The 22,475-nt window shown below is 43.2% G+C and carries 21 protein-coding genes and 5 tRNA genes; all 26 read right to left on the reverse strand.

All coding sequences use genetic code 11. The features are described from left to right. Window positions 1–65: 65 nt before the first annotated feature. The 26 genes from DXB15_RS14785 to DXB15_RS14910 all read right to left on the reverse strand — a co-directional run bounded on the left by DXB15_RS14785 (window position 66) and on the right by DXB15_RS14910 (window position 22,432). Window positions 66–137, reverse strand: a tRNA-Gln gene (locus DXB15_RS14785). A gap of 29 nt (window positions 138–166) precedes the next feature. Beyond that, a tRNA-His gene (locus DXB15_RS14790) sits at window positions 167–240 on the reverse strand. A gap of 42 nt (window positions 241–282) precedes the next feature. Next, window positions 283–356: transfer RNA gene (locus tag DXB15_RS14795), tRNA-Arg, on the reverse strand. Window positions 357–385: 29 nt separating this feature from the next. Continuing rightward, a tRNA-Gly gene (locus tag DXB15_RS14800) sits at window positions 386–456 on the reverse strand. Window positions 457–462: 6 nt separating this feature from the next. Then, window positions 463–537, reverse strand: a tRNA-Pro gene (locus DXB15_RS14805). A gap of 253 nt (window positions 538–790) precedes the next feature. Then, window positions 791–1,276: a metallophosphoesterase family protein gene (locus tag DXB15_RS14810; RefSeq protein WP_109216980.1), complete on the reverse strand. Its 486-nt coding sequence runs from the start codon at window positions 1,274–1,276 to the stop codon at window positions 791–793. Between the two features lie 308 nt (window positions 1,277–1,584). After that, window positions 1,585–2,184 (reverse strand): XTP/dITP diphosphatase, encoded by a 600-nt coding sequence (locus tag DXB15_RS14820; protein ID WP_109216158.1) that lies wholly within the window; start codon window positions 2,182–2,184, stop codon window positions 1,585–1,587. Window positions 2,185–2,243: 59 nt separating this feature from the next. Beyond that, window positions 2,244–3,401, reverse strand: a complete 1,158-nt coding sequence (locus tag DXB15_RS14825) for a THUMP domain-containing class I SAM-dependent RNA methyltransferase (protein ID WP_118703376.1) — start codon at window positions 3,399–3,401, stop codon at window positions 2,244–2,246. A 200-nt stretch (window positions 3,402–3,601) separates the two neighbouring features. Further along, window positions 3,602–3,892: a rhodanese-like domain-containing protein gene (locus tag DXB15_RS14830; protein ID WP_109216160.1), complete on the reverse strand. Its 291-nt coding sequence runs from the start codon at window positions 3,890–3,892 to the stop codon at window positions 3,602–3,604. Between the two features lie 233 nt (window positions 3,893–4,125). After that, window positions 4,126–4,302, reverse strand: a complete 177-nt coding sequence (locus DXB15_RS17075; RefSeq protein ID WP_177957209.1) for a hypothetical protein — start codon at window positions 4,300–4,302, stop codon at window positions 4,126–4,128. A 454-nt stretch (window positions 4,303–4,756) separates the two neighbouring features. Then, on the reverse strand, window positions 4,757–4,894 hold the full coding sequence (locus DXB15_RS14835) for a hypothetical protein (RefSeq protein ID WP_243115664.1): 138 nt from the start codon (window positions 4,892–4,894) through the stop codon (window positions 4,757–4,759). 59 nt (window positions 4,895–4,953) lie between these two features. Continuing rightward, window positions 4,954–6,141: an LCP family protein gene (locus tag DXB15_RS14840; protein ID WP_118703377.1), complete on the reverse strand. Its 1,188-nt coding sequence runs from the start codon at window positions 6,139–6,141 to the stop codon at window positions 4,954–4,956. Between the two features lie 226 nt (window positions 6,142–6,367). Continuing rightward, window positions 6,368–7,111: a hypothetical protein gene (locus DXB15_RS14845; protein WP_118703378.1), complete on the reverse strand. Its 744-nt coding sequence runs from the start codon at window positions 7,109–7,111 to the stop codon at window positions 6,368–6,370. Between the two features lie 348 nt (window positions 7,112–7,459). Further along, window positions 7,460–8,869 (reverse strand): M56 family metallopeptidase, encoded by a 1,410-nt coding sequence (locus DXB15_RS14850; RefSeq protein ID WP_118703379.1) that lies wholly within the window; start codon window positions 8,867–8,869, stop codon window positions 7,460–7,462. Next, window positions 8,856–9,245 carry a BlaI/MecI/CopY family transcriptional regulator gene (locus tag DXB15_RS14855; RefSeq protein ID WP_118703380.1) on the reverse strand — a complete coding sequence of 130 codons (390 nt, stop codon included), beginning with the start codon at window positions 9,243–9,245 and terminating at the stop codon, window positions 8,856–8,858. The genes DXB15_RS14850 and DXB15_RS14855 overlap by 14 nt, the downstream gene beginning before the upstream one ends. 357 nt (window positions 9,246–9,602) lie before the next feature. Next, window positions 9,603–11,711 carry a glycoside hydrolase family 13 protein gene (locus DXB15_RS14860; RefSeq protein WP_109216166.1) on the reverse strand — a complete coding sequence of 703 codons (2,109 nt, stop codon included), beginning with the start codon at window positions 11,709–11,711 and terminating at the stop codon, window positions 9,603–9,605. A gap of 721 nt (window positions 11,712–12,432) precedes the next feature. Continuing rightward, window positions 12,433–14,295: an ATP-dependent zinc metalloprotease FtsH gene (gene ftsH / locus DXB15_RS14865; RefSeq protein ID WP_109216167.1), complete on the reverse strand. Its 1,863-nt coding sequence runs from the start codon at window positions 14,293–14,295 to the stop codon at window positions 12,433–12,435. Window positions 14,296–14,441: 146 nt separating this feature from the next. Further along, on the reverse strand, window positions 14,442–14,966 hold the full coding sequence (gene hpt, locus DXB15_RS14870; protein ID WP_109216168.1) for a hypoxanthine phosphoribosyltransferase: 525 nt from the start codon (window positions 14,964–14,966) through the stop codon (window positions 14,442–14,444). Then, on the reverse strand, window positions 14,959–16,500 hold the full coding sequence (tilS, locus tag DXB15_RS14875) for a tRNA lysidine(34) synthetase TilS (RefSeq protein WP_118703381.1): 1,542 nt from the start codon (window positions 16,498–16,500) through the stop codon (window positions 14,959–14,961). The genes hpt and tilS overlap by 8 nt, the downstream gene beginning before the upstream one ends. 40 nt (window positions 16,501–16,540) lie before the next feature. Further along, complete coding sequence (locus tag DXB15_RS14880) at window positions 16,541–18,376, reverse strand: SpoIIE family protein phosphatase (protein WP_118703382.1); 1,836 nt, start codon at window positions 18,374–18,376, stop codon at window positions 16,541–16,543. Between the two features lie 280 nt (window positions 18,377–18,656). After that, a complete protein-coding gene (locus DXB15_RS14885) occupies window positions 18,657–18,956 on the reverse strand; it encodes a septum formation initiator family protein (protein WP_118703383.1) in 300 nt (99 codons plus the stop codon). Window positions 18,957–18,991: 35 nt separating this feature from the next. Further along, complete coding sequence (gene yabQ, locus DXB15_RS14890) at window positions 18,992–19,483, reverse strand: spore cortex biosynthesis protein YabQ (protein WP_118703384.1); 492 nt, start codon at window positions 19,481–19,483, stop codon at window positions 18,992–18,994. Then, on the reverse strand, window positions 19,484–19,771 hold the full coding sequence (gene yabP, locus DXB15_RS14895) for a sporulation protein YabP (protein ID WP_109216173.1): 288 nt from the start codon (window positions 19,769–19,771) through the stop codon (window positions 19,484–19,486). Between the two features lie 119 nt (window positions 19,772–19,890). Continuing rightward, window positions 19,891–20,130: an RNA-binding S4 domain-containing protein gene (locus DXB15_RS14900; protein ID WP_109216174.1), complete on the reverse strand. Its 240-nt coding sequence runs from the start codon at window positions 20,128–20,130 to the stop codon at window positions 19,891–19,893. Between the two features lie 144 nt (window positions 20,131–20,274). Next, window positions 20,275–20,550: an HU family DNA-binding protein gene (locus tag DXB15_RS14905; protein ID WP_109216175.1), complete on the reverse strand. Its 276-nt coding sequence runs from the start codon at window positions 20,548–20,550 to the stop codon at window positions 20,275–20,277. Between the two features lie 145 nt (window positions 20,551–20,695). Next, the gene (locus tag DXB15_RS14910) at window positions 20,696–22,432 is read right to left on the reverse strand and encodes a phospho-sugar mutase (RefSeq protein ID WP_109216176.1); all 1,737 of its coding nucleotides are present in this window, start codon (window positions 22,430–22,432) and stop codon (window positions 20,696–20,698) included. Window positions 22,433–22,475: the final 43 nt, after the last annotated feature.

The following is a 22,475-nucleotide window of genomic DNA, read 5'->3' on the forward strand; positions in this document are numbered from 1 at the left end:
GGACAACTTGATTAAAAGTCAAGTGCTCTACCAACTGAGCTACACACCCATATGAAATTATTGAGCTGGGCTAGCTGGATTCGAACCAGCGAATGCAGCAGTCAAAGTGCTGTGCCTTACCGCTTGGCGATAGCCCATTATTTACAACCAAGCAGGAGTGATTTAAGGTGGATAAAGGGATTCGAACCCTTGGCCTCCAGAGCCACAATCTGGCGCGCTAACCAACTGCGCTATACCCACCATGTCCAAATTTCTTTGGGTATCAGGCGAAACTCCTGACAATGTGCTCGAAGGGATTCGAACCCCCGACCCACGGCTTAGAAGGCCGTTGCTCTATCCAGCTGAGCTACGAACACACAACTGTTATGAGAACCTTTCATAACAAAGCGGGTGATGGGAATCGAACCCACGTATCCAGCTTGGAAGGCTGGTGTTCTACCATTGAACTACACCCGCATATAATCGGGGTGACAGGATTCGAACCTGCGACCTCCTGGTCCCAAACCAGGCGCTCTAGCCAAGCTGAGCCACACCCCGTATTTTTCTGTCGCATCGCTGTTGTCTTACCCGCGACGCAAGAATTATTATATGGCAATCCACGCATTTTGTCAACAACTTTTTAAAACTTTTTTCAAAAACTTTTCTAATGCCCGCAAACCCTTTATTTTTGCGGCTTCGCAGGCATTTCATACATTGGAATATCCAGATATTTTCAAAAATTTTTTTTAAAAATTCAAGTTAGTTTTTCCTATCTTTTCTTCCATAAATAGAAAAAACAAGATACGATTTCTTAATCATCCAGATAACGAATTTCAAATGTCGGCTTTTTCCCACGCTCTTTTTCCATCACAATATAAGAACGCTGACGTCCTCTCTGACGTGGATAGGATAGACTTCCCGGATTCAGCAGAATCAGATCATCATCTTCTTCCAATAACGGTCGATGTGTATGACCAAACATGACTGCATCCACGCCACGCACTCTGCCCTCATTTCTGATATTCTGGTAGCCCATAGACACCCCATAGGCATGTCCATGTGTGATCAGAGCGCAAAAATCCTCGATGAAGATAATTTTCTCATCTGGAAGGTCAGAAAAGAAATCATTGTTTCCCGCAACGATTTCAATCGGACATTCAGCCAGTTCTGCAATATATTCTTCGTATCCTTCCGCATCCCCAAGATGGATCAGCTTCTGAAATGGATATTCCCGCTCAATAGCTTCCTCAATTCCTGCATGTCTTCCATGCGTATCACTCACGATCAAAACTTTCATCTTTTCCATCCCTCCCTTTTCACAAAATTATCATTACATTCAGATTTTATATGCCAATCTATCAGTTCAAGTCGAACGCACGTGAGACTTGGTGCGTGATTCTGGTCAGCGAAGGCTGACATATTCTTCTCAGAATCACTGCACTCTACACTCCGTTCCGGTCGGCGCAAAACCATTGTCTCCCAGACAATGTGCGCCCTCGCTGAGCGTTTATCTCAGTCGGAGATTGTACTCCCACTGAGAAAGACTTGTTATTACTCACCACTTGCAGAAGTGGGAGTCTTCTCGACTGAGATAAAATTCATCACTTATTTGATATAGTTTTTTAATTCTTCCCGCATCGCCCGCAATGCGTTTCCACGATGGCTTCTTGCATTTTTATCCTCCGGAGACAACTCTGCCGTAGAACAATCCAAATCCGGTACATAGAAAATCGGATCATAACCAAATCCATTTTCTCCTGCCGGTTTATCACCAATATAACCTTCAATGGTTCCACGCACCACGATCGGCTCCTGCCCCGGAACTACCGCCGCGATCGCACACACAAATCGTGCCGTACGTTTCTCCTTCGGCACGCCCTGCAGTCGATCCAGCAGCATCTGATTTTTAATATCATAGGAAGTATCTTCTCCCGCATAGCGTGCAGAATAAATGCCTGGCTCCTTATTCAGATAATCTATCTCCAGTCCGGAATCATCTGCCAGTACAATGTCATTACAATGTGCGGCAACTGCTTTTGCCTTGATCAATGCATTTTCTTCAAATGTTGTTCCATCCTCGACAATATCCACGTCAATTCCGGCTTCCTTCATGGAAAGGATCTCCCAGCCAAGGTCTCCCAGAATCTCGTGAATCTCTCTCATTTTATTTTTATTGCCAGTTGCAAAAATAATTCTCTGCTTCATACTGCCTGTCCCTCTTTTCTGTGATTTTACGTTTCCCTGCATGCAAAATGGTTGCTTTTCTATGCCTCTGTCTTTTTTCTTCTTGGCGGCTTCGGTCCGATATACTGATACAGATTTGTCCGCAGCATACCGTTATAAATTTTACGTTTTTTGTCTGCTTTCTTTCCAATGCTGCGTTCTGTATCCTCATAGGAAGTGATCAGATACTCTGACCAGCAGTCAAGTCCTGCAAATGCCTCTCCGATTTCATGATACAGTTTTGGCAGCGCTGCCTTCTCTTCCAGACGTTCTCCGTATGGTGGATTTGTAATAACAAAGCCATATTTTTTCGGGTTCTTTAATTCGCTGACCGGTCTCTGCTGAAAATGGATCAGGTGATCCACTCCAGCACGTTTTGCATTATCTCTGGCTGCCCGGATAATCTCACCATCAATATCATAGCCCTGAATATTTGTCTCGATATCTGTGTTGACCATTTCTTTTGCTTCCTCAAAACAGTCATCCCACAATTCCTTTGGAATCAGGTTTGTCCAGGTCTGTGCCGTAAACGTGCGGTTCATTCCCGGTGCAATATTCGCTGCGATCATAGCTGCCTCAATTGGAATCGTTCCACTTCCACAAAACGGATCTACCAGAATACGATCTGCTTTCCATGGCGTTAAAAGGATCATAGCCGCTGCCAGTGTCTCTGTGATCGGTGCCTTACTGCTCAGCACACGATAACCACGCTTATGAAGGGATTCTCCCGATGTATCAATGCCAATGGTCACTTCATCTTTATTCAAAAATACACGCAGCGGATAGGAAGCACCAGTTTCTTCAAACCAGTTCACCTCATAATAGGTTTTCAACCGCTCTACGATCGCTTTTTTTACAATAGATTGGATATCTGACGGACTAAACAGTTTACTTTTGACCGAAGATGCCTTGGTTACCCAGAATTTTGCATCTACCGGCAGATAATTCTCCCATGGAATCGCCTTCACCGCTTCAAATAATTCGTCAAATGTCTCCGCATGAAACTCGCCCACTTTCAAAAGTACACGCTCTGTTGTCCGCAAATGAATATTTGCACGACAAATTGTCTCCATATCACCTTCGTATGTAACCCTGCCATCTTCCACTTTGACAATGTCATAGCCCAGATCGTAGATCTCACGCTTTAAAATTGCCTCCATACCAAAATGACAAGGAGAAATAAACTGCTGTAACTCCATCTTTTCTCTCCTGTTATTCTTATTTATCGTTATTGTCAAATTTTTATGTAAAGCGGACATTTTCAATCCGCTCTCGCTACCTGCTCATGAACGAAATCACTTTACGACCTGCGTTCAAAAACTTGTTTCCTTCTATTAGTTCCTATCATTATAATCTTTTCTTATTTATGCTGTCAATCATCAGATCTACTGGTATATTTTCAAAACTGATACGCATCCATGCCTCCGGCAACCGAACAAATTCGAAATCCCCGTTTCACGTATCTGCATCCTTCCTGCACACTTGCATTTCCATGCTGACAATAAAAAATCAACAACCGCTCCTTTGATGCGTGTTCCATAAATGCCTCCAGCTCCTCCACCGGCACATTTCTCGCTCCCGGAATATGCCACTGGCGATAATCCTCAGGATCGCGCAAATCAATCAAATACGCATTCCATCTTCGCCTGTAAGTCTCAATCTCTTTCGCACTGATCAGACACAATCCCATAACCTTTCCCCCATAATATGCTGCATCACAGCAACCTTAATAAATTCATTCTGATATTTATATAGAAAAATCCATCCATTTATTCCTACAATAAAAGAGTGAACTCCCATAATCGGGCAAAAATAAGAAAAGCGAACCGTTTTACAGTCCGCTTTTCTTTTGCCATTTCACCATTCCCGGTTACTATAGCATATTCCTTTTCTTTGAAATGTTGTCAGCATCTGTACCCTGCACTAACGGCAGTTCTTATCTGCATTGGAAGCATTTTTGCCACAGTTCTCAGAAGAATTTGTACTGTTTTTATTCTGAGATTTGTTCTGGGACTTATCCTGTGCTTTATTAGACGCGTTCTTTCCATTTGTGTAATCTGCATTTTTGTAATCATTTTCAGACATATAATTTTTAGCCATTTTATGATTCCTCCTGTTTCATTTTTACAGGTATAGTATGTCTGGTTCCCATTTTTCTATGCATGGAAAAATTTGCCTGAAATTCGCGTGAATTTCACAAAAAAAGTTTGTTAAATTATTTGCAATTTCTGGACAAATGCTATATAATTCAATGTGAAAAGAATCTTCCCTTCAATATTCTTTTCAATTATACCCCTTATTAATTATTTATACTCCCCTTAAAACGACCAATGTTCCCCATTGGTCGTTTTATTTTGCCTATATGTTATTTTATTAACAATCTATCCTTTTATTCCTTATCCAATCCATTCTAATGACCTTTTTCCTTTACCCATAATCTGATTTTATATAAGCTGCACATTTTTCAAACTGACATACTTCTTCCCTAAACTTATTATAGCTATATATGGCAAAAAATGAGCCTGTAGCAACTGCCACAGACTCATGTATAACATTATTTCTTCTTTTTACTATGTATGTACATCCAACTTTCCACGTAATTCTCACGTTCTTCGCCAGACATCTGCACATATTTTGTATATTCCAGCTTCACTGGAACCATTTCAACATTGGAGCATTTAAAACACTCCACATTTGCCCTCCGGGATACGGTTCGCATCCATCCACATTCGGGACAAATATACAATTTTATCATTGTGAATCACTTGCAGAACTGTCTGCTCCTCCATCTCCTGAATTATTGCTATTCTGCTGTGTTCCATTTCCAAAGAAATCATCCTGATCACTGAACTGATCTGTCTCTGAATCTTTCGTTGTCTTACCTGTCAGATCAATGATCGTATCATTGTAAGACTGTACTGTCTCAGACGGCTGATAATCCTCTGTTCCAAAAAGCTGCTTATGTAACTGAATAACATTGCTTTCAAGATCACATGGGATTACAATACTTCCAATCTTTTTACTTGGTGTATCTGTCGTCTTATCATACGGGAAACCACCACTGTTTGCCATATCATATTTCAACATTACAGGCATCATACTGATAATGTCTTTCTGTGTCAGATCGGTAGATACCTCCGGGAAGATTGTACTTACCAGCTCATTCAGTTCCGTTAAACTTGCATCTTTTGCTTTCTTGATCAATTCATTTAAAACACGACGCTGACGCTCTGCACGTTTGAAATCTCCACCTGCTGTATAACGGATACGGGCATAAGATACTGCCTGTACACCATTCAGAGTCTGTTTTCCAAGATGATCGATCATCTCATCGCTTCCACCAACATATTCACTGGTGTATGAGATGTAGTCATTCAGATAATCCATCTCCGCCTGACTTTCAATATCAATCTCTACACCACCAAGAATATCAATTGCTTCCGCAACAGATTTAAAATCGAATGCCACGTAATTGTCAATATCCAGATCCAGATTACGGTTCAGCATAGTAACTGCCTGCTCCGCACCACCTGCTGAATATGCCGCATTGGCTTTACGGAATTTTTCTTCCTCTCCTTCACCTGCAATATTCAGGTAAGTATCACGATATACAGATACCAGACTTACTTCCTTCGTATCATTATTAATGTTCATAACCATAATAACATCACTGTTACCGGTATCATATACGCCCTGATCACGGTTATCCAGACCAAACAACGCGATGGTCGTATTTCCTTCAAACGTCTGCTGTGTTTCTTTTGAAACCTCATTTTTTCCAACTTTGGACTGATCCAGTTCCTTTCTGTTAAAAAGGTTCAATTTGCTGTAAACATATAACGCACCAGCTACAATAATCAAAATAATAATCTCAACGATAAACAGAATTAATTTTCTCTTTCTTCTCTGTTTCTTGGAAATTTTCTTGCCTTTTGCCATATCTTATCTCCATGTTTTCTTCACTTTTATTTTCTCTTCTGCAACGTATTAAGCATTCTATTGTTTATCCCGCTATACAAGTCATTCTTTATCTTATTACATAAAGTTATATATATAAAGAACAGCACTTAACAAGATTGCAAAACTGCTTATTTTATGCAATCAGTGACTACATACATGAAAATATCATACCCCAATGGCAATAAAAACACAACTGTAAAATTTATTAAAATTTCTTTAACCCGGTCATTAATTCACACACATCTCTACAAAAATCCTCCGTGTGTTCAAAGATCAGACGGTCGAAACATGCATCCTCCTGCAACGTATCTTCTTTCTGCATCCTCATCGCAAATGTATACTGCCGCTGACCGCGTTCTGCAAGAATCCCTGCCGGAGTCATCACGTGACAGGCCGGAGAACATTCTGCTTTTCCTGAAAAACGCTCATCATCTGCCTTTGCCATATAGATCACACCGTAACGATAATCCGCATCGCCTTCTTTTTCCGGCTTATGTATCTCATCTTCTGTCAGTGGACGCCATTCTCTGGCATCTTTATCCCATTTACAGCAAGCATGTAACAACGCCTGGTCAAAATTGCTGGTAAATGCCAGCCATTCGCTTCCATCTCCATAATATTCCGGCTCCACACCCGGAATCTGTTCCATTTCTGTCAGCATGTCCTGCTCCTGTATATGCCTGCCTCGCGTTACATATGCGTTTTCTCCCCGAAAATAATTCGGCAGAGAGAATTGTTTCGTAAAAGTACCATTCGGAAGCATAATCTTCTGATCCATCTCATAACGTTTTCGATCTTCCCACGTAAAAATCCCCGGAATCGGAGTCCACTCTTTTCCTGCTCTCATACACGTATCCAGTTCCAAATTCAATAATATTGCTTTTTTCCGTTCAAGTTGCTGTGATACATGCAGTTTTGCGATATCTCTGATTGATACTTTCTTCTCCATCTCAAGTCTCCTCTAACTGTAGTATTTTCAGAACTCATCCGTGTTCTGTTGCAACTATTTTATCAATGTAGTCGTGTTTTTCAAGGCATTTTCGGCAAGTTTCTCAGGTTCCCGGACCTTGTCGACAGGATTCGACAAGTTTTTTCGTGTTTTTCCCAAAAAATGAACGAATTACTGTTCAGTTGTGAAGTATGCAGATTGCAAAAGTACACAAAAAAGAAAAGAGTGTGAAAAACTTTTTATTGTTCTTCACACTCCCACATATACTTATTTCACTTTTGTCAGATTGAAACGACTCTTTCAAACCATTATGAAATCATAGATTCTTTTCATTTTGATTGTAAAAGATTAGCGGATGTAATAACCTGCAGCTTTAATGTTAACTCGTCCTCTATTTTCTACAAATACATAGTAAGTTCCTGTTGTTTCACATTTGAAAGTTTTTGTAATCTGATGTGTTCCTGCAACATAAGCCATAGAACCGTCAGGTCTACGAATTCCAACCCAGTGAGTTAAATCCGAATAAATATAACAAGAAATAATGATTTCACTACCTTTTGATTTGATGAAGCCAGCAGATCTCGCAAATTTTTCAGGTGGAACAGTCCAACTAAAATTTTTCTGAACAGTCAATGGCTCTAATATTGAATCATCATAAACAACGGCGTCATCCCAACTTTCTTCATCCACTTGCTCTGCAGGCAATATCTGAATTTCCAAATCAGATTCCACATAATCAGTGTTATCATCATTTTCATTTGTCATCTCTCGTGTTTCTCGATATACATTATCCTGCTGATCAGCAACCTGACTGCTTGCAGCAAAAGCGGTTACAGAACTACACATAATCAAAGCTGCCATTAAGATTGCACTAACAAATCTTTTCGATCTACTATCTTTCCATTTTTTCATATACGACATTCTCCTCTTGATAGACTCGTTGCTCTTATTCAGTTGCGAGACAAAAGGGTTAACAACGGAATGCCCGGAAGTTTTTGCTGCCATTAGTGCAATATAATATTCTTTAGAGTTTCCACCTAAAAAACGCTTACATACACTAATATCACAAGCAATATCTGCCCATTCATCCAGTTCTTTTGTATATGATTTCAGATATGGATTGAACCAGTTTATGTATATAAGAACACTTGATATTTTCTTTGCAAGATTGTCCAGCCGAACGATATGCATTCCTTCATGCATCAAAATCACCTGTATCTGAAATTCCGAATACTTTCTTTCCGGAATTATGATAACCGGGAAAAGTTTTCCAACTACCACAGGTGATCTCGTCAGAAAATTTGTACAAAACTGTGTTCTTTTCCAATTTCTGTGTGGATACATTCTGCTGAGCATAGCACGATATTCATCAGCACGAAATGGCATATTATTTTTCATTTTCAGCTCATGTGCTTTTCGTTCTTCATAACTATCCTTCAGCTTGCGAACAATTACACATACCATTCCTATGAGCCAAACGATCAAAGCTATCTGTATAATCCAAAATATGATCGGAGTACCGAAAAAACTATCACCAATCCCGTACGATCCATATACACGATTGCATTTGATATAAATATATATCCAACCAAATGGGATCGTGTAGAAAATCATCACAAGCCGGTACATCGGATATATCACCCGAATTGCACCGGCTTTCTCTGCGATCCGTGTCAACAGCTTGCATAACAGATATGCAACCGTTCCAGTAACCGTATTTAAAATGATTACAAAAAAGAAGAAATTAATCCAACTCATCCAATAATTTTCTTAAGTCCTCTAAATCCTCGTCGGATTCACTTTCGCTGTCTCCTGTCACAAATAATGCGGACAGGAACTCTGTCGGTGTACCCGGATCTCCCCAGTAATTAACCAGTTCATCGATCTGAGAGGATCTGTAACTTTCTTCGGATACTTCCGGGTGATAAAGGAATACTTTTCCCTTTCTGCGCATACTCAGGTATCCTTTACGAACCAGGTGTGCTAAATAAGTAGAAATAGTCTGAGGTTTCCAGCTTTTCTCAAACCGTTCATTTACCATTGCTACCAATTGTGACAGGGCAAGTTCTTCAGGGGTATCCCAAATACATTTCATTATCAGCATTTCAATATTAGTCAAGTCGTTCTCCAGCATAACATTATCCTCCTTAATCTCGTCTTTGCACGTTGTGCTGCATGAGCGCTGCGTATTATACGGGCAAGTAATTATACGTTATTCTTATTTTTTATTGTGTGGCAGATGTATACTATTTGATTTCATCTGACTCTTTGCGCTCACATTGTAACATGTACAAACACTTTTTACAATAAAGTTCTGATTTCTTGAGGATATGCGGTTTGTTTGGACTCGCGTTGGCATGTTAGAAACACATCCGGTCTACGCATCAGACAGCCGTCACAATTTCCTTTTGTCTATTTCCAAAATATACCATATATCCTCATTTCATACAACTATTTCCGTAAGATTACATTATGATTTATGTGTGTCTTTTTAGTCCTCTCCTGTAAGATGTCGTAAAATTACCGCAGAATATTTTGGCAAAGTCAGATTGAGGTAGCTTCCCTCCACCTGATAAACCACGGGTGCCATGGAATAATTATCTTCTGTGGAGTACATGATCTGTGTCAGCTGACAGCTTTTCGGTACTCCAGCTCCACACACACCGACCTCAATACTTCTTGTATAACCATCATTGTTGATAACAATAATAAACTGCTGTTCGCGATTGAAACGTGTGTAACAGAGAATATTTCGGTCTCCATGCAGGAACTTCACCGAACCGGTACAAAACGCCGGATTTTCACGATGAATCCGAATCATATCACGATGGAAACGAATCAGCATTTTGTCTTCTTTGCCCCAAGGGTAAGTACGACGGTTATCCGGATCGGTAAATCCACATAAGCCTGCTTCATCACCATAATACAGTGTCGGTGCGCCTGGCCATGTCATCTGCACAATAACAGCTTCTTTCATGACACCTCTGTTGATTCCTTCGGAAGCCGCCTGTGTTCCCAGGTTTACAGCACGACCAACTTTGTGGTTCGTACGTGTCAGAAAACGGGAATGATCGTGATTGGAAAGCTGATTCATCGCGCACTGTAAAGACGGTGTTCCAAAACTTGCCATATAGTGTGTCATCGCATTTTCAAAATTTTCAATATTACCTAACATGTAATCTTTGTATTCGTCACTATGTTTTTCCATACCGGTCAAAAACCAGGTCAGCGGTTCCATGAACGCATCATAGTTCATAACGCTGTCCCACTGATCGCCCTGCAGCCATTCTTTCGGATCTCCATAATGCTCCGCAAGGATCAGCGCCTCCGGATTTGCCTCTTTGACTGCTTTTCGGAATTTCTTCCAGAACCGGTGATTGTATTCCTGACTGTGTCCCAGATCCGCTGCCACATCCAGACGCCATCCATCGGCATTATACGGCGGAGAAACCCATTTTTTCGCAACACCCAGTACATAGGCTTCTAATTCCGGAGATTCCTCATAATTCAGCTTTGGCAGAGTATTGTGTCCCCACCAGCCTTCATACGTCACATTATTCGGAAAAGCATCGTCATTCTGGAAATGGAAATAACTGTGATACGGACTGTCTTTTGTCGCAAACGCACCCGGCTCAAAATCTGCGGCATCGTCATAAATTTTTTCACGATCCAGCCATTTATTAAAGGAACCGCAGTGATTGAACACACCATCCAGGATCACACGCATGCCACGGCTATGTGCTTCCTCCACCAGCTTGATAAACAGCTCATTGCTGGCTTCCAGATTCTTTTTATTCGTCACACGCGCTTTGTAAAGAGACGCCTGTGAATTATCGTTACACCATTCCGGCAGCGGCTCACCACCGTCCTCTACGATCACACCAAAATGCGGATCGATATAGTCATAATCCTGTGTATCGTATTTGTGGCTGGAAGCGGATACAAACAACGGATTGAAGTAGATAACTTCCACGCCCAGTTCTTCCAGATAGTCCATCTTGTCTAAAACACCTTGCAGATCACCGCCGTAAAAATTTGCCACATCAAAATCTTCCGGACATTTGTCCCAGTTCTCTACCTGCTTTGTCTGGCGGTTAATATAGTAATATTCGCCGCTCTTTACATCATTGGATTTGTCTCCATTATAGAAGCGGTCTGTAAAAATCTGATACATAACCGCACCTTTTGACCACTCCGGTGTTGAAAATCCCGGGATGATACAAAATTCATACTGCGGACGGTATTCCCGTGCAACACCTGCCCGGTCATAACTACAGCGAAGCATACCGGAAACAATTTCAAAATGATACTTATAAGGCTCATTTCCAACCTGAACCTCAGCTTCATAATAATCAAAATCACTTTCCCGATCTGCGATCTGCATCTCGATCCGCTCGTCCTCGTGACAGAGCACAACCAGATCTACATTGTCTGCCGCCGTACGAAAACGGAGTTTCACATGCTCTCCCGCCTTCGGCTCCGGCGGAATCCGATAATCTGACGTTCCGTCTGAGAACAACGCTCTCTTTCTCAAAATTGGACGCATTTGCAGAATGTAATTCTCTACACTGTTAAACTTCTGAACTGAATCATATTTCATTTCTTTTTCCCTCAAGTATTTACTTACCCTAAATTCAAATCAATCTAATATTCATAAACAACTTCCGTTACCTGCTCATAATGCAATAGCAGCCACAAAACTTGGTCAAAAGTATTTTTTTGCAATCAGACTAATTTTCCTTTTAGAATAAGTATCTTTCTATAACTACAATATATGTATATGTAACAGATGAATCACACACCATATTTTACATAAATTTGAATCGAAATAACTTCGTTATGAATATTTATTGCATAACATAAGAAATCGGGAAATCTTTTCTCGGCAAGCGATTTAGTGAGTGACTGAATTTCACAAGATTTTGCGCGAATGGGAAGCGACCAGCATTTATAGGAGCTGGAAATGAGCGCGATAAAACTCTTGCGAAATGAAGGTAACGAATGACTAGCTGCTGAGAAAAGATTTCCCGATTTCGTATTTTTTCAATAACTTTCATTTTATCAAAAAAATAAAAGAGACAGCCTGTCGATCTGCTGTCTCTTTAAAAGGAGAAGGTATTTTTTACTATGGGGGTAGCAAAAAACTATATAATGTATTGGGGGTATTTACAGGTATTATAATAGCAAATCCCCATAAATAAGTGTGCATAAAGTTCACAATTTTCCAATCCACTTTTTGTGCAGTTTGCCAATTACCTCTCAGTCACCTTCTCCAAATCACGCGGTAATACGCACAATTTCTATACATATTCCACATTTTTTTACTCAGCAGACATTTCCACTTCTTTTCCGTCAACGGTTATCACATCATCGGCTTTTGCCTCAAATAATGCTTCAAACTCACTGCGTCCGATTTTTTCTTTTTCCAGAAGAAGCTCTGCGCAGCGATACAATACATCCTCGTTCTCACGGATCATCTGGCGTGCTTTATTGCTGCACTCGTCCAGAATACGTTTTACCTCGCTGTCGATTCTGGCAGCCACATTCTCGCTGTAACCGCGGGTGTGTCCCAGATCTCTGCCGATAAATACTTCTTCGTCATCATCATAGCAGATCATTCCGACATCATCTGACATACCATATTTGGTAACCATCGCTTTTGCCATGGCAGTTGCCTGCTTGATATCCTGAGATGCGCCTGTGGTGACATCTTCAAAAATCAGTTCCTCTGCCACACGGCCACCGAAGTCCACGATGATCTCCTGCAACATCTGTCCCTTTGTGCGGAACATTTCATCTTTTTCCGGAAGCGGCATGGTATAACCCGCTGCTCCTGCGCCCGTCGGAATGATAGACACGGTATAAACCGGTCCCACATCCGGCAGAAGGTGGAACAGAATCGCATGACCTGCTTCGTGGAACGCTGTGATCCGTTTCTCTTTTTCGGAAATAACACGGCTCTTCTTCTCTGCACCGATACCAACTTTGATAAATGCGCGTTTGATATCATTCTGGCAGATGTACATCCGTTTGTCCTTTGCCGCGATGATAGCAGCCTCATTTAACAGGTTTTCCAGATCAGCTCCGGTAAATCCTGCGGTAGTCTGTGCGATCTGTTTGAGATCCACATCATCTGCCAGCGGTTTGTTTTTCGCATGTACATTCAGAATCTGCTCACGACCGCCCACATCCGGACGGCCAACATATACTTTACGGTCGAAACGTCCCGGACGGAGAAGCGCCGGATCCAGGATATCGACACGGTTTGTTGCTGCGATCACGATGATTCCTTCATTGACTCCGAAACCATCCATCTCAACCAGCATCTGGTTCAAGGTCTGCTCACGCTCGTCATGTCCACCGCCCATGCCGGTTCCACGACGGCGTCCCACTGCATCGATCTCATCGATAAATACGATACACGGTGCATGTCTTTTTGCCTCTGCGAACATATCACGGACACGGGAAGCACCGACACCGACAAACATTTCCACAAAATCAGAACCTGAGATAGAGAAGAACGGTACGCCCGCTTCTCCGGCTACTGCCTTTGCGATCAGAGTTTTACCGGTACCCGGAGGTCCCACAAGAATGACACCTTTCGGGATACGTGCACCAAGTTTTGTATACTTGGCAGGATCTTTCAGGAAATCAACCATTCCTTCCAGTTCCTCTTTTTCCTCACTCAATCCGGCTACATCACTGAATTTGACATTGACATTTTCGCCCATGGTCATCTTCGCACGGCTCTTGCCAAAATTCATCATTTTGGAATTGCTGCCGCCACCGGACTGTGCGGACATGCTCATAATAAAGAAGATCAGGACTCCCGCCATCAGCAATGTAGGAAGAAGCTGAATCCATACATTTTCTCCCGGTACATCCTTCAGCGTATAATCCTCAAAATTTGCTTTTTTGAGCATGCTTTCAATCTCTTTGACATCGGAAACGCTCATCTGTTCGCGGCTTCCGTCATTTAATACAATCGTCAGATTACCCGTCGGAACTTCTTCATTCTGACGGATCACAATGGATTTAACCTGATCACTGTCCAGTTCCTGCTGAAACTCTGTCATGGTGCAGGTATTTGTGTTCAGACCGTTACTGCCAAAGGCACGCCATACAAACACAATGATCAGGAAAATAAAGACATATATTCCAAGGCCTCTAAAATTACGTTTCAATTTTCAAAGCCCTCCTTTTTCATATTTCAAGAGTTATTCCTTTCCACTTTCAAAAGCGGGATTCTCATGTAAAACGGACATTCTCAATCCACTTTCACTGCCTGCTCATGAACGCAATCATTTTGCAACCAGCATTCGCACTGAGATTAGTCGTTCTCTACCACGCCTACATACGGCAGGTTACGATATTTCTGTGCATAATCCAGGCCATAGCCTACGACGAACTCATCCGGAATCTCATATCCGATATAATCAACCGGTACTTCTACCACACGACGGCTTGGTTTGCTCATCAGTGTGCAGAGACGTACGCTTTTTGCTCCACGGCTCTTTAAATTTTCTACCAGATAGCTTAAGGTACGACCGGAATCAATGATATCCTCCACGATCAGTACATTTTCTCCTTCGATGGAATCATCCAGATCTTTGATGATACGCACGATGCCGGTAGACTCTGTTCCGTCACCATAGCTGGATACAGACATAAAATCAATGAAAACCGGAACAGTGATGCGTTTTGCCAGCTCACACGCAAAGAAACTTGCACCTTTTAAAATGCAGATGATCTTTACCGGCTCACCGTTCATGTCAGCACTGATCTGTGCTCCCAGCTCTTTGATCTTGTTGTTTACTTCTTCTTCGGTAAACATAACACGAATCTTGTCACTCATTTTTCTCTTTTCCTCCATGTATACACACTTCAAAAATGTGCTTTGTCTTCTGTGTTACCTTGTATGCTTCACTGATGCGCTGACCGATCACCCACAAAATATGGCTTCCCTCTGCCAGCAGCAACAGCTGATCCCGTTCCTCTTTCGGAATCTTACTGTTGATCAGATAATCTTTCAGTTTCTTGTGGCCCCCCGCTGCCTGCACCTGCAGATAGTCTCCCGGACGGCGTGTTCTTATCTGAACAGTATCTTTGATTTTATCATAATCAAACCATTTCGTACATGTTTTTTCCGGAATTTGTTGAAAATTTCCATCAAATTCCAGGATTTTTGTCGTAATATGTTCCCCGGATTCTAAAATACATTCCCCTGGAATCACAAGTTCATGTTCCCTTGTCTTTTTCTCTGCTTTATTTTTAGCACTTTGCTTTTTTCGATTGTTCCGATCTGTCTGGTCTGTTTGTTTTTTCTGTCCGAATTCCTTCTGCAACACAATCTGCTCATAATCCACATACGCACGGATTCCATAAGGCAGACATACGCTTTTACCTACCTGAGCGGTAAAAAGTGTCTGCACGGATTCCATGTGAGCTGCGGTCAGATCTTTTTTGCTGCCTGCCAGTTCGCCAAGCAGACGGTGGATCAGATTTTTCTGCAATACCGTTGGCATGGCTAATATGCCTTGTCTCTGCAAACGAATTTTTACAATTTTATTTTTTTCCCTTTCATATGTGATATACGCACTGCCTGCGTCCCACGCCGCTTCATCCAGATATTCACAGATTTCTTCCAGATAGCCCGCGGTGCGCACGATATGCGGCACAGCGGCAGTATTCACCTCACAAAGCTGCGGCAATACCTGACTGCGGATCCGGTTGCGGCTCATAGTCACATCCGCATTCGTGCTGTCCGTCCGATATTTCTGCCCGATCTGTTCCAGATACGCCTCAATCTCTGCCTTTGTCACGCAGAGCAGCGGACGGATCAGCGTCAGCTTCTGTTCCGGCAGTTCCCGCACCGGAACAATGCCGCACAGGCCTCTGAGCCCCGTTCCGCGGCTCAGATGAAACAGTACCGTCTCGGCACAGTCATCACCATGGTGTGCCACTGCCAGACGGTTTGCACCGCATTTTCGGCAAGCCTCATAAAAACAGCGATAACGCAGCTCCCGCGCCGCTTCCTCCAGCGACTGATGCTGCGTTTTTGCCTGGTGGAGCGCATCCACCGAAAATGTGTGCAGCGGCACGTTCCAGTCTGCGCAAAGCTGCCTGACAAATGCCGCGTCTGCAAGACTTTCCGCGCCGCGGATGCCGTGCTCCACATGCACCGCTGTCAAGCGAAAATGCATGCATTTTCGCAGTTCGCACAGCAGATGCAGCAGGCAGACGGAGTCTGCGCCCCCGGATACCCCTACTGCCACATGATCGTTTTCTTCTATCATATGATATTGTCTGATAAATATTTGTATTTTCTTTTGCATCTTCTTCCTTCCGTCTATCGCTCCAGATTCCAGCTGTCGGTATCTTCTTCCCATCTACCGCTCCCAGATTCCAGCTGTCAGCATCTTTTTCGACCTATCGCTCCCATATCCCGGCTGTCAGGATCGTCATGTCATCCCGCACACGACCACCGGTAAAAAGCAGCACCTGGTCTAATACCTCTCTGGCAAACTGCGCCGGATTGTTGGTTGTGACCGCGCGAATGATCTCCTGCATCGTCTGATTTGCATTCTCCACATGGAGATGTTCTAACACGCCATCCGTCACCATCACCACAAAATCACTGTTTTCCAGTTTCTGTGTGATCTTCGGCACTTTCTGTCCGGCAAACACCCCCACCGGCAGACTGCTCTGTTCCACCACGCGCACTTCGTCACCATGGCGGATAAACGTCACCGCCGCACCGATCTTGTAAAATTCTGCAATACCGCTGTCCAATTCCAGCCGCATCAGATCCACTGTGGAAAACAGATTATTTTCCCCGTGTGTCACCATGGCAGAATTCATCATGCGAAGGGCAGTATCCGGCAAAAATCCGGCTTCCATAAATTTCTCTATTAAATCTATCACCATTTCGCTCTCTTTACAAGCTGCATAACCGCTTCCCATGCCGTCGGACACACTCATAATACAGCTTCCGTTATCCAGCATCTGAAAAGAAAAATTATCCCCGGATACCTGCTCATCATCCCGGATGGCTTTTGCCACACCGTAATACGCCGTCAGACGGCAGCTTTCACAGAAAAGCAGCGGCATGCTTTTTGCTCCCAGAAGCGCCTTACTGTCCTTCACCGGTTTAAAACTTCTGCCACTCACACTGCTGATTATTTTTGCCATTTCTTTCACAGATATACATTTTGTGCCACGGGTTTTTCCCTGAAAATAAATCTGCCACTTTCCATGACTGTTTTCCAGAATCCGAAGCTGCTCCACCGTGATCCCCCGCTCTTTCCACGCGTAACGCATGGTAGCTGCCAGTTTTCCCTCCCGTGCGGTCACGTCCTGTTCCTCATTGGCACAGTCCTCCATAATGTACGCCATGGCATCCAGCTGCTGCGCGATCACATCCCGGTTTTCCTGCAGACGGTTGTACCACGCCATGTTCAGATGCGCCTTTTCAAACACAAGCATGATCTGTTCGATCATCTCATCCTTGTACGGGCAATACTGCTCCAGTTCCTGTGCACTCTCATTGACATCTGCCCCGCGCTGCAATGCCTGCAAAAAGCGGTACAGCACCTGATACATCGGTGTCGTATTTTCTTCCCAACAGATTGCACACTGATTGCAGGACGCACAGATTCTTCCGGTGACCTCCGTCTGCATCCGTCCAAGCTCCTCCGCGGTAAAATCTTCCTTATAGCGGTTCATCTGCCGAAACGTCTTCGATAATTTTTCAAAAGATTCCGCATACTCATTCAACCGCTGTCCGCCCGGGACGTACACCGGCAGTTCTCCTGCTGAACGTGGCTCCCACTCCGGAATCAGTGACAGCAGTTTTGTCACCACATAGATAAATCCGCATACTAAGATTCCCTCACATATTCGGATAAAAACCGCCGACGTCCCCGGCAGTTTCATACTGCTCCATCCGATGCCAACAGCCACAGTGATCCCTGCTGTGAGGATCGCTGCCGGAACCGTCCTGCAATGTCCGCTGTACCATTCCACACCACGGATCAGCACCGTACTCAACAGCACGATCAGACCGTATTTGACCAGCACCGTCACCGGTGCCAGAATGATCAGCCCTCCCATGGTGCACAAAAACAGCAGACTGCGGTTGACGCCACTTAAGAATCCAGTCATAAAAATCGCCGGAATCAGCGGGTAAACGCCTGCCAGTTCAAACTGGGACGATACCAGCGTGGCAATGCACAAAAGTAATTGTTTCAGATCGAATCGTTTCATATTTTTCCCTCCCTGATAATCAAGCAGATGTTCACCATCCGCTCATACTACCTGCTCATAACCCAATTTCAGCCATGCAGCTTATTTGGTTAAATCCGCTCAGGGAATCATTCTAGTCCGATCCTTATAAAATCTTTGTCAAACCCTTGTCCGGTTTTGCAAAAGTTTTCGGCAAAATCTGTTCACGGAAAGGATTTTGAATCGAATCGAAGGGTTTGAACCTGTTTATGAAGTTAAAAAAACCATGAATCCTGAAATCACTCAAAATTCATGGTCTTGCTTATTTCTCTTTGAAAACAATCTCATCCGGATAGGTCATACCCAGTTTTGATTTGGCAGTATCAATAATGTACTGTTCGGAACCGACGTAAGCTTCCTTCTGCTTCAGTTCTTCTGCCCGATCCTTCTCTGCCTGTAACTGTTCTTTCTTGGTCTTCTCTTCCTGTTTGTACCCTTCATTCACTCCGTATAAATGTACGATCTGTACGGACATGATCAAGGTCAGCACGACTACCACGCAGGAAACGCAGATTTTACCTGTTCTATTCTGTTTTTTCTTTTTCTGCTTCATTTTACGCATACGACTTTTCACCCTCTGTTATTCATATCCTGCGTCTACAGTTTACACAAACCCATTTTAACTGTTTTGTATAGTTTTTTCAATTGTTTTTTTACATATCTACTGCTTTTTTTACCTGTCCTGCAAGTGCGTTGGATACATTTAGCCAAAGGCTTCAACAGAAACTGTAATATCTTCACAATGCCCATGATAACTGCCCGGATCACACGTAAAATCAGACGGAAAAAGAAACTTCCAAAACGCACCACAAACCGGCTGAGGCTCACGTTGTACAGGATCATGCCAAGCAGCACGCCCATGATCACAAACCAGCGTAGCTTCCCATCATTTTCCTCATACATGAGCTGAAACAGCACAAAGGCACTGATCAGCCAGAAAAACATATCCTCCACAGCGATCCACACGGTTCCATGAGGAACCCCTCTGCGAAAGATCCGTAGCAGATCGTAACAGAAGATCAATGCCACGCCAAACGCCATTGCATGCAAAAACAGACTGCCCTGCTGCATGATCCCCGGACTTACCATCTACTTGAACAGCCGCCCCAGAAGCGACTCCCCCTGTGATGCTTTTCCCTTGTTTACATCCGAATACTGAATGGAATCAATTTTTCCCGACAGATCCACTTCACCTTTTTCCAGCGTCAGACGGTTCACATGAAGGTCCATGCCCCTGATCATCAACATCCCCATTTCTGTCTCCAGTAAAATCTCATTTACATCAAAGGATAAGATATCCGATATGCCATTCAACGCACAGGTTCCGCGGTTTGTCAGGATTATCTTGTGTTGTCTGGATGCCTGTCTCTCTTCCATAAAAAAACCTCCCTTACTGTTTCCAGTATATGGGAGGTCGTCTGTATTTATGACTGATACATGCATCCTTCCTGATGGTTTCTACAAATGCATTTACTTTCCACCATCGGGAATTGTTTCTACAGGTATTTGAACATCTCTTTTGCTTCTTCCTTACGGGAAGTATCTGCTACCTGAAGCACCTGTGCACGTACGGATTTGTTTCCAAAGGCAATTTCGATCACATCGCCCACTTTGACATCCAGAGAAGCCTTTGCCACACGACCGTTTACCATGACACGTCCTGCGTCGCAGGCTTCATTTGCCACGGTGCGGCGTTTGATCAGTCTGGATACTTTTAAATATTTGTCTAATCTCATAATCTGCTCCAATTCGACTTGTTCAGACCAATGGTTTACTTCCATTTTTGATCTGATGATAAAAGGGGGCATGTCCCATAACGGAATGCCCCCAATGATCTGCTTTTTATTTCGTAAATTTTTATTTGTACTTCGTCAGACGAATTATGCGTTTACGATATCTTTTAATGCTTTACCAGCTTTGAATTTCGGAGATTTGGAAGCCGGGATTTCCATATCAGCACCTGTCTGTGGGTTTCTTCCTGTTCTTGCTGCACGCTCAGCTACTTCGAAAGTACCGAAACCTACTAACTGAATTTTGTCACCGTTTTTTAAAGTATCTGCAACGATGTCTGTGAATGCTGCTAATGCTTTCTCTGCGTCTTTTTTGGAAAGTTCTGCTTTCTCAGCGATAGCTGCTACTAATTCTGTCTTGTTCATTATAATTGTCCTCCTATAGAACGAAACGTGTTCTCTTTTTTATTATATAGACTATTTATACTTGTTTTCCCTGTATTTGTCAAGGAAAACCACGTTTTCAGCGGTTTTCCAGACAGTTTTCAACATAAAAACAGTCTGTTTTCTTCTAGCCAAGCATTGGCTCAACAATTGCCATAACAGCGGCACCAAGTTCTGCTGCTTTGGCATCTGCTGCTTCCATGGTATCTGCTTTCACACCATAGTAGAATTTCAGTTTTGGCTCTGTACCTGACGGACGGAAGCATACCCATGCTGCATCCGGAAGTTCGTAATACAGAACATTGGAATTCGGCAGACCTGTCGGTGTTACCTCACCGGTTGCCAGATCTGTAACGGTATCTTTCTTGTAATCTCTTGCTTTCAGCACTTTGTACTCACCGATCTGTGCCGGTGTATTGTCACGCAGTGTTGTCATGATCTCCTGGATCTTTGCAAGACCTTCGATACCTTTTAATGTGATCGCTTTAACATCGTCTTTGTAATAGCCGTATTTCTCATAGAGATCCAGCATTGCATCCCACAGAGTCTTGCCCTGTGTCTTGTAGTATGCAGCTGCCTCACACAGTGCCATAGATGCAACAACAGCATCTTTGTCACGGCAGTATGTACCCGGAAGGCATCCGTAGCTTTCCTCCATACCAAAGAGGTATGTGCCGTTTCCTTTTGTCTCAAACTCAAGCATCTTCTGTCCGATAAATTTGAAACCGGTCAGAACTTCATACAGTTTTACACCATAATCTGCTGCGATAGCATCTGCAAGGTTTGTAGAAACAATAGATTTTACAAAGGCTCCGTCTGCCGGAAGTCCGTATTTTTCTTTTCTCTGACTGATCTCATAAGCACCGATCAGGCATCCGGACATATTTCCGGTCAGGGAATGATATTCGCCTGTTTTGCTGTCTTTTACATAAACGCCAAGACGGTCTGCATCCGGATCAGTTGCCAGTACCAGATCTGCATCCAGCTCTTTTGCCATGCCAAGTCCAAGAGTAAATGCCTCAGCAGCTTCCGGGTTCGGATAGCTTACAGTCGGGAATTCACCATCCGGAAGTTCCTGCTCCGGAACTACATAAACGTGTTTGAAACCAAGCTCTTTTAATACACGGCGAACCGGGATATTTCCTGTACCGTGAAGTGGTGTGTATACAATTTTCAGATCATCTGCAACGGCATTGATGGCATCCTGATTCAGAACCAGTTTTTTCAGTTCTGCGATATACGGATCATCAATATTTGCGCCGATCACTTCATACAGACCTGCTGCAACGGCGTCCTCTTTGGACATTGTCTTGGTAGTTGCATAATCTGTCACAGCTTTTACCTCTGCCATGATTCCGCTATCATGCGGCGGTGTGATCTGTGCGCCATCCTCCCAGTATACTTTGTATCCGTTGTATTCCGGTGGATTGTGGCTTGCTGTTACGTTGATACCTGCGGTACATCCAAGATAACGTACTGCGTAGGACAGCTCCGGTGTCGGGCGGAGACTCTCAAAAATATATGCCTTAATGCCATTTGCTGCCAGACATAATGCTGCTTCATTTGCAAATTCCGGAGACATTCTTCTGGAATCATAAGCAATTGCAACACCTTTTGCCTGAGCCCCTACTTTAATGATGTAGTTGGAAAGTCCCTGTGTAGCCTTACGAACGGTATAAACGTTCATACGGTTCGTTCCGGCACCGATGACACCTCTCAAACCTGCTGTACCAAACTCAAGATCCATGTAAAAACGGTCTTCTATCTCTTTTTCATCATTTGCAATGTTACGCAATTCCTGCTTGGTATCCTCATCAAAATAAGGATTGTTTAACCAGGATTCATATGCTTCTCTGTAACCCATGACATTAACCTCCTGTGTTCACTTCAATCATGTGAGCATATTT

The organism is Roseburia sp. OM02-15 (genome assembly GCF_003481835.1).
Lineage (GTDB): Bacteria > Bacillota > Clostridia > Lachnospirales > Lachnospiraceae > Eubacterium_I > Eubacterium_I ramulus_A.